Annotated in this window: 9 protein-coding genes; 4 read left to right on the forward strand and 5 right to left on the reverse strand. The window is 69.5% G+C overall.

Features of this window, described 5'->3' with window-relative positions:
- Window positions 1–111: 111 nt before the first annotated feature.
- Entirely contained in the window at window positions 112–2,511 is a 2,400-nt protein-coding gene (locus ACTMVF_RS21990) for a transglycosylase domain-containing protein (protein WP_441272779.1), read from the forward strand.
- A gap of 51 nt (window positions 2,512–2,562) precedes the next feature.
- Here the strand turns inward: ACTMVF_RS21990 and ACTMVF_RS21995 are convergent, their stop codons facing one another.
- The 4 genes from ACTMVF_RS21995 to ACTMVF_RS22010 form a co-directional block, all read right to left on the reverse strand.
- Window positions 2,563–4,707, reverse strand: coding sequence for a SpoIIE family protein phosphatase (locus ACTMVF_RS21995; RefSeq protein WP_441272780.1), 2,145 nt, complete (start codon window positions 4,705–4,707; stop codon window positions 2,563–2,565).
- A gap of 277 nt (window positions 4,708–4,984) precedes the next feature.
- Complete coding sequence (gene fomD / locus ACTMVF_RS22000) at window positions 4,985–5,680, reverse strand: cytidylyl-2-hydroxypropylphosphonate hydrolase (RefSeq protein WP_441272781.1); 696 nt, start codon at window positions 5,678–5,680, stop codon at window positions 4,985–4,987.
- Between the two features lie 72 nt (window positions 5,681–5,752).
- A complete protein-coding gene (locus ACTMVF_RS22005) occupies window positions 5,753–7,138 on the reverse strand; it encodes a class II fumarate hydratase (RefSeq protein ID WP_441272782.1) in 1,386 nt (461 codons plus the stop codon).
- A gap of 585 nt (window positions 7,139–7,723) precedes the next feature.
- Entirely contained in the window at window positions 7,724–9,391 is a 1,668-nt protein-coding gene (locus ACTMVF_RS22010) for a fumarate hydratase (protein WP_441272783.1), read from the reverse strand.
- Between the two features lie 153 nt (window positions 9,392–9,544).
- Between ACTMVF_RS22010 and ACTMVF_RS22015 the strand changes: the two genes are divergently transcribed.
- The gene (locus ACTMVF_RS22015; protein ID WP_441272784.1) at window positions 9,545–10,270 is read left to right on the forward strand and encodes a DUF1707 SHOCT-like domain-containing protein; all 726 of its coding nucleotides are present in this window, start codon (window positions 9,545–9,547) and stop codon (window positions 10,268–10,270) included.
- 175 nt (window positions 10,271–10,445) lie between these two features.
- A complete protein-coding gene (locus ACTMVF_RS22020) occupies window positions 10,446–10,823 on the forward strand; it encodes a WhiB family transcriptional regulator (RefSeq protein ID WP_388802369.1) in 378 nt (125 codons plus the stop codon).
- A gap of 154 nt (window positions 10,824–10,977) precedes the next feature.
- On the opposite strand, the gene glpX is transcribed toward ACTMVF_RS22020, so the two are convergent.
- On the reverse strand, window positions 10,978–12,015 hold the full coding sequence (gene glpX, locus ACTMVF_RS22025) for a class II fructose-bisphosphatase (RefSeq protein ID WP_441272785.1): 1,038 nt from the start codon (window positions 12,013–12,015) through the stop codon (window positions 10,978–10,980).
- 126 nt (window positions 12,016–12,141) lie between these two features.
- On the opposite strand from glpX, the gene ACTMVF_RS22030 reads away from it, so the two are divergent.
- Window positions 12,142–12,663, forward strand: a complete 522-nt coding sequence (locus ACTMVF_RS22030) for a DUF4245 domain-containing protein (protein WP_441272786.1) — start codon at window positions 12,142–12,144, stop codon at window positions 12,661–12,663.
- Window positions 12,664–12,681: the final 18 nt, after the last annotated feature.

Consider the following 12,681-nt stretch of genomic DNA (forward strand, 5'->3'; position numbering starts at 1 on the left):
GGATCGACCGGTCTTTGTCACAACTTCCGGTGTTAGCTTTCTGAGCTGACCTGAGCGGCGAACCTGTGTGGCGGGAGCGCACACAAGAGCGAAGCGGAGCGGAACGGACCCATGGGACGAGCGGAAGAGAGACGAGCGCGCCAGCATGGCGGCCGCCGCGCCGCGCCCCGGCGCTCGTCAGGGACGCCGTCGGCCGCGGTCGGCGGCGACTCGGCCACCGTGGTGGGCCCCCCGGCCGTGCCGGGCGGCCGGGCCGCGGCCCGCCGAGCGGCCAAGGCCGCGGGCAAGGGCGGAGGCGGCAAGGGCCGAATACGCCGGCTCTTCACCTGGAAGAAGATCCTCGGCACGTTCCTCGGCGTCTGCCTGCTCGGCATCGGCTCCTTCATCGCGCTGTATCTGTACGTGGACATCCCGAAGGACAACGCGGCCGCCCAGGCCGCCCAGCGCCAGAGCAATGTCTACAAGTACAGCGACGGCACGACGCTGGCCCGCGACGGCAAGGTCAATCGCGAGATCGTCGACCTGTCCAAGGTGCCGAAGGAGGTCCAGCGCACCTTCGTCGCGGCCGAGAACAAGACGTTCTACAACGACAACGGCATCGACCTGAAGGGCACGGCCCGCGGTCTGCTCAACACCGTGATGGGCAAGGGCGCGCAGGGCGGTTCGACGATCACCCAGCAGTACGTCAAGAACTACTACCTCAGCCAGGAACAGACGGTCAGCCGCAAGCTCAAGGAGATGGTCATCTCCTTGAAGGTGGACCGCCAGATGTCCAAGGACGCCATCCTCGCCGGCTACATCAACACCAGCTACTACGGCCGCGGCGCCTACGGCATCCAGGCCGCCGCCCAGGCCTACTACCACGTCGACGCCGAGAAGCTCAGCGTCGAGCAGGGCGCGTACCTCGCCGCGCTACTCCAGGCGCCGAGCCAGTACGACTGGCAGGCCGCGTCCGAGACCGGCAGGAAGCTGGTCACGGCCCGCTGGAACTACGTCCTGGACAACATGGTCGAGGAGAGCTGGCTGGACAAGGCCGAGCGCCAGGACATGAAGTTCGCGGATGCCGTGCCGAAGGAGCCGAAGCCCATCGCCGGCCGGGAGGGCCAGAAGGGCTATCTGATCGAGCTCGCCAACCAGCAACTGATCAGCCGGCTGATGAAGCAGGAAGGCATCACCCGCTCCCAGGCCGAGGCCGAGGTCGTCGACCAGGGCTGGACCATCACCCTGAACATCGACAAGAAGAAGCAGGCCGCGCTGGAGAAGGCCGTCAAGGCGCAGCTGACCAGCAAGCTGGACGCGAAGAAGCGCAAGGTCGACGCGAACATCCAGGCCGGCGCGGTCTCCGTGGACCCCAAGACGGGGAAGGTCGTCGCGCTGTACGGCGGCGTGGACTACTTCGAGCACTACACGAGCAACGCGACCCGCACGGACTACCAGCCCGCCTCCACGTTCAAGCCGGTGATCCTCGCCGCCGCGCTGGAGGAGAACGCCAAGACCCGGTCCGGCAAGCCGATCACCGCCAACACGATCTACGACGGCACCAGCAAGCGTCCGGTCGTGGACAGCAACGGCAACAAGGTCGGCTTCGCCCCGGAGAACGAGGACGACCGGAACTACGGCGACATCACCGTCCAGACGGCGATGAACAAGTCCGTCAACTCCGTCTTCGCGCAGATGGGCGTCGACGTCGGCATGGAGAACGTCATGGATGTGGCGGCCAAGCTCGGCATGGACACCACCAACGAGCAGGCCGTACCCGCACAGACCCTGGGCACCATGGGCGCGAGCCCGCTGCAGATGGCCGGGGTGTACGCCACCCTCGACAACCACGGCAAGAAGGTCACCCCGAGCATCCTCAAGAAGGCCGAGCACAACAGCCGTGAGGTCGATCTCCCGAACCCGATCGGCGAGGAGGTCATCAGCCGCGAGGCAGCCGACTCGGTGACCTCGGTGCTGACGGGCGTGGTCGACGACGGTACGGCGCAGCGGGCCGTGGCGAACAACCCCAAGCGTGACGGCCAGAAGGTCGCCGGCAAGACGGGTACGTCCGACGACAACAAGTCGGCCTGGTTCACCGGCTACACGCCCGACCTGGTCACCTCGGTGGGCCTGTTCGGTGAGGACGACAAGACCCACGCGCAGACCAAGATGTACGGCGCGGGCGGCGAGGACCGGGTCAACGGCGGTGGCTTCCCGGCGCAGATCTGGGCGGCGTACATGTTCGGCGTGACGGACCCGGACGCCAGGTTCGACCTGAACACCGACCAGGGCGCGGCCGTCCAGCCGACCTGGACGCCGACACCCACGCAGGAGCCGACGACCCAGGAGCCGACGGAGGAACCGACGACTCAGAAGCCGACGGAGACCCCGACGACCGAGGAGCCGACGGAGACCCCGACGACCGAGGAGCCGACGCAGACGCCGACGACCGAACCACCCACGACGGCACCGACGGAGGAACCGACGGGCGACGTCACCCTGGACCCGGTCAGACCCGGCGACGATCAGTAGCAACGACAAGGGCGCCCGGCAACACGCCGGGCGCCCTTCTCGTCGCGACTTTCAGCTCCGGTTCAACTCGAACCAGACGACCTTCCCGGTGCTGAGGCGTGTCGCCCCCCAACGCCGGGCCAGCCGATTGACCAGGTACAGCCCACGTCCGCCCTCGTCCGTGGCCCTGGCCTGGCGCAGGCGCGGCAACTGCGGTACGTCGTCGCCGACCTCGCAGCGCAGCACATCGGTCCGCAGCAACCGCAACGTCACCGGCCGCGTGGCGTACCGCACCGCGTTGGTCACGACCTCGCTGACCAGCAACTCGACCGAGTCGGTGAGCTCCTCGAGCCCCCAGCGGGCCAACGCCCGCCGTGCAAGCCGCCGGGCACGGCCGGGCGCCGCGTCCTCCGGCTCCAGGAACCAGTACGCCACGTCGCTCGGCGCGATTCCGTCGAAGCGGGCGGCGAGCAGTGCGATGTCGTCGTCCCGGTCGCCCGGGCCGAGCATGTCGAGGACCTCGTCGCAGAGCGCTTCGAGGGGCGGCGGATGGTCGGGGCCGGTGAGCTGCGCGGTGGCGGCGAGCTTCTCGCGCAGCTGCTCTATGCCGGTCCACACGTCGCGCAGGCGCGACTCGACGAGACCGTCGGTGTACAGCAACAGCGTCGCTCCGGCCGGTGCGTCCAGCTCCACGGCCTCGAAGTCGACGCCGCCGACACCGATCGGCGCGCCCGCCGGCACGCGCAGCACTTCCGCCCGGCCGCCCAGGTGCAGCAGGACCGGCGGCGGATGGCCGGCGTTGGCGATGGTGATGCGGTGCGATACCGGGTCGTAGACGGCGTACAGGCAGGTCGCCATGCGGTCGGTGCCCAGGCGCTGGGCCTGCTCGTCGAGGTGGTGCAGGACCTCCTGCGGGGGCAGGTCGAGGCCGGCGAGGGTCTGGGCCGTGGTCCGCAGCTGGCCCATGATCGCGGCCGAGGTCATCGAGTGGCCCATGACATCACCGACGACCAGCGCCACGCGGCTGCCCGGCAGGGGGATCGCGTCGTACCAGTCGCCGCCCACCCGGGCCGTCTCGGCCGCCGGGAGATAGCGGGAGGCCAGCCGCACGCCCGTCGGACGCGGCAGCGTCTCCGGCAGCATCGTCCGCTGCAACTCGTCGGCGATGTACGCCTCACGGCCGTACAGCACCGCCTTGTCGATGCCGAGCGCGCTGTGCGTGGCGAGCTGGGCGGCGACGAGGAGGTCGTCGGGCTCGAAGGCGATGCGGTCCGGGCGGCGCAGGAAGACCGCGGCGCCGATGACACGGCGGCGGCCGCGCAGCGGGGCGAGGATCGCGCGCTGACCGTCGGGGATGATCAACTCCCCGTCCTCGCCGAGGAGTTCGGGCAGGGCGGCGCGGGCGGCGGGCGCGTCGGCGAACACGGGACGTACGCCACGCAGCACCTCGGCGAGCGCCCCGCCGGGCCGTACCTCGCACAGTTCGGCGGTGACGGCCGACAGCTCGGACAGTTCGTTCGGCTCCGGCTGCTGCTGCGCCCCCGCGGACAGGAAGCCGCCCTCGGTGTCCCGTTCCTCCGGGATCCGGTCGGTACGGCGCAGCCGCAGTACGACGGGCCCCGTGGGCCGTTCGTCGCCCACCGGCAGCGGGTCGCGCAGATAGACGAGGATGGCGTCGGAGAAGGTCGGCACGGTCGCCCGGCACAGCCCCATCACGATCTCGTCCAGGTCGATGCCGCGGGCGATCCGCCGGGTGGCGGCGCCCACGAAGCGCAGCCGGTCTCCGTCCCGCCGCATCGGCGTGGGCCGCCCCGTCGGCAGCCCCTGCCCGGTGCGCCGCTCGGCGGAGTCCTGCGGCTGCTCGGCGCCGGGCTGTGACGGTATGGCCTCCGGAACGGGCCGCGGCCGGTGCGTGTCGGGCTCGGCGGCGACGGAGGGCTGCGAGTGCTCGGGGCCGTTGCCGGCGATGTCTGAGGGCTCCTTGCTCGGGCCGGACGGTGCGGTGGTGCCCGGCGTGGAGGGGGTCTCTCCGGTGCGCGCCTGCGCGGGTAAGGCGGTCCCCCCGCGGGCGTCGCCGCCAGGGGAGTGCGGCGGCGTGGAGTGCGCCGTGGACGGTGTCGGGGTACGCACGAGCGCCCCGCGGGTCTCCGCGGGGTCCACGCCCGTCTCGGGGCGTTCGAAGGAGGTCGGCTGCTCCGTCACGCCTTTCGAATCCATCCGTCCGGGGCTGCGCGCCATGCGTGCAGTTCGGCCCGCCGAAACTCCGATACCCGGAATACGTGCCCCAGGAACGGAATTACCGCGTGACCAGAGGCAGTTCCTGTGCCGTCGGGGCAGCGTCTGCCCGTCCCGACGTTGCCCTGGTAACCCTCGCTCACGTCCTGCCGCCCCTCGGTGACGATCGGTCAAGCCCGGCACGCACTTAGGTAGTTGTCCCTGCGCGCCCTTGCGGAGGACGATCCTACGTTTGTTGCCCGGGGGCGCATCAAGGGTCTCATGAGGACATGTGCGCGGGTGTGCGATCCCAGTCCTCAGGCAAAGAAGGTACAGCCCAGGCCGGATCCGGGCGCCAGTGCTGCCAGCTGTCCGAGAACGGCGGCCCCCAGGCGCGGATCACCTCCACCGCCTCGCGCCCCGCCTCGCGCACCCGCGCGGCGAGCCGGTCGTCCACCAGCCCGTCCCGCTGGGCCTGCGCGAACTCGTCCTCGTCCCGCCAGTGCCAACTGCGGTCCGGGTGCACGGAGATGTCGAGAAAGTGGTCCTCGGAGTCCACCCCGCCCGCCCAACGGGCCATCGGCTCCTCGAGGTTCACGTACCAGTTCTTGAACTGCCACCCGGGTTCCCAGAACAGCCACACCGACCACGGCTCCCCGGGCCGCGCGAGCTTCAGCACCCCGGTCCCGAACCACCGGTCGCGCTGGACGGAACGTGGCTTGGTGTACCGCGTCTCGAGCGGTTCCATGTGCACGGAGGTCCCGTCGGCCAGCACGGGTTTGATGCATTCCGTCCCCGGGGCCAGCCATACGGCGAGGACCTCGGCGTCGTCCCGTACGACGGTGACGGGACGCGCGATGTGGAAGCGACGGCCGGCGTTCTCCCGGTACCGCCACAGGATGTGTGTGCCGGGCGCCCAGAAGCCCGTCGAGCCGCCCGCTTCCACTTCCGTCGTCACCGCTCCACCGTCCGCCATGCCCAGATATTAGGTGCCACAGGCATACGACGCTGCGGCGCGCGTCACGGTTCACACCGCCGTGATCGTTGGTTACGGCCGCGTCATCCGCAGGACATCGAGGGCCTCGTCGAGTTGCTCGACGGTGAGGTCGCCGCGCTCCACGTACCCGCTCTCCAGAACGACTTGACGGATCGTCTTCCGCTCGGCGAGCGCCTTCTTGGCGACCTTGGCGGCCTCCTCGTACCCGATGTACTTGTTGAGCGGCGTGACCACGGAGGGTGACGACTCGGCGTATTCCAGGGCCCGTTCGAGGTGGGCGACGATGCCGTCCACGGTCCGGTCGGCCAGCAGCCGGGAGGCGTTCGCGAGCAGCCGGATCGACTCCAGGACGTTCTTCGCGATGACCGGCAGCATCACGTTCAGCTCGAAGTTGCCGGCGGCTCCGGCGGTGGCCACGGTGGCGTCGTTGCCGACGACTTGAGCGGCGACCATGAGCACGGCCTCCGGGATGACCGGGTTGACCTTGCCGGGCATGATGGACGACCCCGGCTGGAGGTCGGGGAGGGAGATCTCGGCGAGGCCGGTGCGCGGGCCGGACGACATCCACCGCAGGTCGTTGGCGATCTTCGTCAGCCCGACCGCGATGGTCCGCAGCTGCCCGCTGGTCTCCACGATCCCGTCCCGTGCCCCCTGCGCCTCGAAGTGGTCGCGGGCCTCGGTCAGGGGCAGCCCGGTGGTGCGGGCGACCTCCTCGATGACGGCGGCGGAGAACCCGGGCGGGGTGTTGATGCCGGTGCCGACGGCCGTACCGCCGAGGGGAAGTTCGGCGAGGCGGGGCAGGGAGGCGTGCAGCCGCTCCACGCCGTACCGCACTTGGGCCGCGTAACCGCCGAACTCCTGCCCCAGCGTCACGGGCGTGGCGTCCATGAGATGGGTCCGCCCCGACTTCACGACGTCGGCGAACTCCTCGGCCTTGCGCTCCAGGGAGCCGGCGAGATGCTTCAGGGCGGGGATCAGATCACGGGTGACGGCGGCGGTGGCGGCGATGTGGATGGAGGACGGGAAGACGTCGTTGGAGGACTGCGAGGCGTTGACGTGGTCGTTCGGGTGGACGTCCCGTCCGAGCCGCTCGGTCGCGAGCGTGGCGATGACCTCGTTGGTGTTCATGTTGGACGAGGTGCCGGACCCGGTCTGGAACACGTCGACGGGAAAGTGCTCGTCCCACCGCCCCTCGGCGACCTCTTGAGAGGCTTCCTGGATGGCGTCGGCGATGTCCTTGTCGAGCACCCCGAGCCGCGCGTTCACCTTCGCGGCGGCCCCCTTGATCCGGGCGAGGGCCTCGATGTGGGCGCGCTCGATGCGCTGGCCCGAGATGGGGAAGTTCTCGACGGCCCGCTGGGTCTGGGCCCGCCACTTGGCGTCCGCCGGGACGCGGATCTCGCCCATGGAGTCGTGCTCGATGCGGTAGTCGCTCATGCCAGGTAAAGCGATCGGCAGGGGGCGGATGTTCCTGGGGGCCGTCCGGTTCCCCCGGATGAGGAACATGAGAGAGGCGGGTTCATTGCTTCTCGGAGTGCCGGCCGAGCTCGGCATCGTGGCCCCCGCACCACCGTCGTGACCGATGGGGAGAGGGCCCGGCGCGCGGCCATGTCGGGCAGATACGACCTGTGGTCCTGGACATCGGCCTGCCCGGGGAGGACGGCTTCACCGTGGTCACCCGCCTGCGTGCGGCGTCCAGTGCCCTCCCGGGTCGTCATCCTCACGGCCCGGGACACCGTCGCCGACACGGTCCACGGCCTTGAGGGCGGCGCCGACGACTACCTGACCAAACCCTTCGGCTGGGCGCGTCGAGGATCACGACGGTGCGGGGTCAGGGTTACCGGCTGGAGGACGAAGAACTCGCCTGATTCATCTCGGCCCGTCCGGCGTTCGAGGACAAGGCCGTTCAGGCCGACCGGGGTTCCAGGGGCGGAGCACCTGGGGACGGGACGGGTAGGGGCGGCGGGGGCGTGGTGTCCATCAGCGGCTCCGCCGCAGGCCATCCCCGCCGCCCCGAAGGCACTACGCCAGGCCCGGGCCCCGGACCGGGATCGACGTGAACGTCGGCGCGGGCGCCGGGTCCTGGAAGAAGTCGTTGCCCTTGTCGTCGACCACGATGAACGCCGGGAAGTCCTCGACCTCGATCTTCCAGACGGCCTCCATGCCGAGCTCCTCGTACTCGACGACCTCGACCTTCTTGATGCAGTCCTGGGCGAGGCGCGCGGCCGGGCCGCCGATGGAGCCCAGGTAGAAGCCGCCGTGGGTGCCGCACGCGTCCGTGACCTGCTTGCTCCGGTTGCCCTTCGCCAGCATCACCTTGGAGCCGCCCGCCGCCTGGAACTGCTCGACGTAGGAGTCCATACGGCCGGCCGTGGTCGGCCCGAAGGAGCCGGAGGCGTAGCCCTCGGGCGTCTTCGCCGGGCCCGCGTAGTAGACCGGGTGGTCCTTCAGGTACTGCGGCATCTCCTCGCCCGCGTCGAGGCGTTCCTTGATCTTGGCGTGCGCGATGTCGCGGGCCACGACCAGCGGGCCGGTGAGCGAAAGCCGGGTCTTGACCGGGTACTTGGTCAGCTCGGCGAGGATGTCGTCCATCGGCTGGTTGAGGTCGATCTTGACGACGTCCCCGTCCTGCTCCAGGTGCTCGTCGGTCGTCTCCGGCAGGAACCGCGCCGGGTCCGTCTCCAACTGCTCCAGGAAGACGCCCTCGGCCGTGATCTTCGCGACGGCCTGACGGTCGGCGGAGCAGGACACGGCGATGGCGACGGGACACGAAGCACCGTGCCGCGGAAGCCGCACCACCCGCACGTCGTGGCAGAAGTACTTGCCGCCGAACTGCGCCCCGATCCCGATCTTCTGCGTCAGCTCGAAGACCTTCTCCTCCAGCTCCTTGTCCCGGAAGCCGTGCCCGAGCGGCGAGCCCTCGGCCGGGATCTCGTCCAGGTAGTGCGCGGAGGCGTACTTCGCGGTCTTCAGCGCGTACTCGGCGGACGTACCGCCCACCACGATCGCCAGGTGGTACGGCGGACAGGCGGCCGTACCCAGCGAACGGATCTTCTCCTCCAGGAACTTCATCATGGAGGCCTCGTTCAGGACGGCCTTCGTCTCCTGGTAGAGGAAGGACTTGTTGGCCGAGCCGCCGCCCTTCGCCATGAACAGGAACTTGTAGGCGCCGCCGTCGGTGGCGTACAGCTCGATCTGCGCGGGGAGGTTGGAGCCGGTGTTCTTCTCCTCCCACATGGTGAGCGGAGCCATCTGCGAGTAGCGCAGGTTGAGGTTCAGATACGCGTCGTAGATGCCGCGGCTGAGCGCCGCCTCGTCGCCGCCCTCGGTCAGCACGTTCTGGCCGCGCTTGCCCATCACGATGGCCGTACCGGTGTCCTGGCACATGGGGAGCACGCCGGCGGCCGCGATGTTCGCGTTCTTCAGCAGGTCCAGGGCGACGAACTTGTCGTTGCTGGACGCCTCCGGGTCGTCGATGATGCGCCGCAGCTGAGCCAGGTGGGCGGGCCGCAGATAGTGCTGGATGTCGTGGATGGCCTCCTCGGCCAGCTTGCGCAGCGCCTCGGGCTCGACCTTGAGGAACGTCCGCCCGTCGGCCTCGAAGGTGGAGACACCCTCGGAGGTCACCAGCCGGTACGGGGTGGTGTCCTCTCCCATGGGGAGCAGATCGGTGTACGCGAACTCAGGCATCTCAGCCCATTCCTCACTCGACAGACGACAGCCGCCTCCATTGGCGGCCTCATCAGCGTAGAACCTGTCCAAGGCCGGAAGCTTGTGAGGTAAGGCTCAGTTCGTCATCCACAGGGGTATCGCGATCTATCGTGTTTCGGTACGCTGCTTGCCGTGGACCTTCAGAAGCGCCCCGCGCCCACCGCCTCCGATGCCTCCGGTGTCTCCGGTGTCTCCGGTGTCACCGACGTCACCGAGCTCCGCGCCTCCGACGCCGATCGCGACCGGATCGCCGACATCCTGCGCGAGGCCCTGGCCGAGGGCCGCCTCACCGCCGATGAGCACGCCGAGCGAGTCGAGGGCGTACTGGCGGCGAAGACGGTCGGTGAGCTGGATGTCTTCATACGGGACCTGCCCGCAGCCCACGTGCGCCGCGCGCCGTATGTGCCCGCCCCCAGCCGCCCCACCCCCGGCGCGATCCCCGCCGACCCCGACGAGAACGTGGTCGCGGTCTTCAGCAGCGCCGTCCGCAGGGGTCGCTGGCGCGCGGGTCGCCGTATCCATGCGTACGCGATCTTCGGCAGCGTGGAGATAGACCTCAGTGAGGCACTCTTCGAGTACCAGCAGGTCGTGATCCGCGCGATATCGGTCTTCGGCAGCGTCGAGGTCCGCGTCCCGGAGAACGTCTCGCTGCGCGGCACGGGCGGCGGCGTCCTCGGCAACTTCGAGGTGGACACGCTCGACGCGGAGGACCCCCAGGCGCCGGTCGTCCATGTCGACGGCTGGGCCGTGCTCGGCAACATCGAGGGCCGGCCGAAGCGGGGGAAGCTCGTCGCGGACATTCTCGACCGCGTCCAGCGCAAGGTCGACAAGGGTTTGCGCAAGCATCTGGATCGTTGACGACTGCGAATCGGGTCGTAGTCGTCCCGGCTCCACGGCCCTCCCGGTCGCCCCGCGGCGGCGCGCACGACCCCCCGAAATCCAGCGGTTCGGAACTGGCTGCATAGGCGCGCGCACAGCGGGTAGACCTTGCTGCATCGTCTCTCGCTCGCGAAGCCGTCGTCAGGAGTAGACCGTGCTGCAACCGCCGCATTCGTCCCTGCAGGTAGCTGCCGTTCCGGCCCAGCGGGTGCCAGTGCGAGACAGGGACCAAGACGCCCCGTGGCATACAGAGGCCGTATGCCGCCGCGACGAGGCCGGCCTGTTCTTCGCCCCTTCAAAGGAGCCCACCGCGGCTCGCCTCTCCCGCGAGGAGGCTGCCAAGCGAGTCTGCGCCCGCTGTCCGGTCATGGTCGAGTGCCGCGAACACGCCCTCCTCCAGCCCGAACCGTACGGTGTCTGGGGCGGCCTCACCGCAGCGGAACGCCGAGTGGTCCTGGCGAGGCGCCGCCGCCGCGAGATGGAGCTGAAGAAGGCGGCGAGGACGGCGGACCGCATAGCGCAGGCAGGCTGAGGAGCAACAAAGGGCGCCCCCTCCGCACCGGGGGCGCCCTTTTGGCTCAGGGAAGCGGGCCGACCTAAGGGGCACGGGGAACTGCGCGATCAACCACAGACAACTCGCAGTCGCCGATCATCCGCACTCCCGAGCTATCAGGCGCTGTGTGCACCTACTTCGCGCGGTCGAAATCAATCGCGCTGTAGGCCCGCAGCTTGCGCAACCGGTGCTCGGAGTCGATCCTGCGCACCGTCCCCGACTTCGACCGCATCACGATCGAGTCGGTGGTCGCGGTCTCCGACCGGTACCGCACACCCCGCAGCAACTCACCGTCGGTGATCCCGGTCGCGACGAAGAACACGTTGTCCCCGGCGACCAGGTCATCGGTCATCAGCACCCGGTCCAGGTCGTGCCCGGCGTCGATCGCCCGCTGCCGCTCCTCATCGTCCTTCGGCCACAGCTTGCCCTGGATGGTTCCACCGAGGCACTTCACGGCACAGGCCGAGATGATCCCCTCCGGCGTACCGCCGATGCCGAGCAGCATGTCGACGCCGGTGCCCTCACGCAGTGCGTAGATGGACCCGGCGACATCGCCGTCGGAGATCAGCTTGATGCGCGCACCCGCGTCCCGGATCTCCTTGATGATGCCCTCGTGGCGAGGCCGGTCGAGGATGACGACGGTGACGTCCTCCGGCGTGGACCGCTTCGCCTTGGCGACCCGGCGGATGTTCACTTCCACGGGCGCGTTGATGTCGACGAAGTCGGCGGCCTCGGGACCGGTGACCAGCTTGTCCATGTAGAAGACGGCCGACGGGTCGAACATGGACCCTCGGTCGGCCGCGGCGAGCACGGAGATCGCGTTGGGCATGCCCTTCGCGGTCAGGGTGGTCCCGTCGATCGGGTCGACGGCGATGTCGACCTCGGCCCCGGTCCCGTCGCCGACCCGCTCTCCGTTGAAGAGCATCGGTGCTTCGTCCTTCTCGCCCTCACCGATGACGACGACGCCGTTCATCGACACGGTGTGGACGAGGGTCCGCATGGCGCGCACCGCGGCACCGTCGGCGCCGTTCTTGTCGCCTCGCCCGACCCAGCGGCCCGCGGCCATCGCCGCCGCTTCGGTCACGCGGACCAGTTCCAGGGCGAGGTTGCGGTCGGGGGCTTCGCTGGGTACTTCGAGCTCGGACGGAAGATGATGATGATTCTCGGTCATCGGAGCGCACCTTTCTGATACGACGACGGCCGGATGAGGGTGACCGCCCTGACTCTATCCTCGGGCGCGCAGTATGAGCAGGGGGCCCCACGGATGAGCAGCCGGGGCACCTGCGACGATAGGGGCGTGGCAGGTTCGAACGGCAAGCAGAAGTCGGTCCGCAACATGGTCCTCTCCCTGGGAGTGACCTTGCTCGCGGCGGGAGTCATCTATCTCTTCGTTCCCCATGAGGACGGCGCTCCCGACCTCCCGCGGGTCGACTACCGCGTCGAGCTGCTCACGGCCCGCCGTGCGGCGTCCTACCCCGTGGTCGCGCCCCAGGGCCTGCCCGACTCCTGGAAGGCGACCTCCGTCCGCTTCAAGGGCGACGACTTCGACGCGTGGCACCTCGGCTTCCACATCCCCGGCGGGGAGTACGTGCAGGTCGAGCAGTCGGCTGAGAAGCCCGCGACCTTCCTGGAGGAAGCCACCCAGGGCGGACAGGCGACCAAGGTCACCGAGGAGATCGGCGACCGGACGTGGACGCGGTACACGGGCGGCCGGTACGACGCCCTCGTGCACCAGGAGAAGGGCGCGACGACCGTGGTGGCGGGAACGGCGTCGTTCGAGCAGCTGACACGTATGGCGAAGGCGCTGAAGGCGGAGTGACCACCGTCCGCGTACGAC

Source organism: Streptomyces sp. SD31, from assembly GCF_052068475.1.
In the GTDB taxonomy this organism is placed as follows: domain Bacteria; phylum Actinomycetota; class Actinomycetes; order Streptomycetales; family Streptomycetaceae; genus Streptomyces.

Excerpts from the sequence above, each read along its gene's own strand:
- ACTMVF_RS21990 (WP_441272779.1), top strand. The coding sequence starts at position 112 with ATGGGACGAGCGGAAGAGAGACGAGCGCGCCAGCATGGCGGCCGCCGC.
- ACTMVF_RS21995 (WP_441272780.1), bottom strand. The coding sequence starts at position 4,707 with ATGGATTCGAAAGGCGTGACGGAGCAGCCGACCTCCTTCGAACGCCCC.
- fomD (WP_441272781.1), bottom strand. The coding sequence starts at position 5,680 with ATGGCGGACGGTGGAGCGGTGACGACGGAAGTGGAAGCGGGCGGCTCG.
- ACTMVF_RS22005 (WP_441272782.1), bottom strand. The coding sequence starts at position 7,138 with ATGAGCGACTACCGCATCGAGCACGACTCCATGGGCGAGATCCGCGTC.
- ACTMVF_RS22010 (WP_441272783.1), bottom strand. The coding sequence starts at position 9,391 with ATGCCTGAGTTCGCGTACACCGATCTGCTCCCCATGGGAGAGGACACC.
- glpX (WP_441272785.1), bottom strand. The coding sequence starts at position 12,015 with ATGACCGAGAATCATCATCATCTTCCGTCCGAGCTCGAAGTACCCAGC.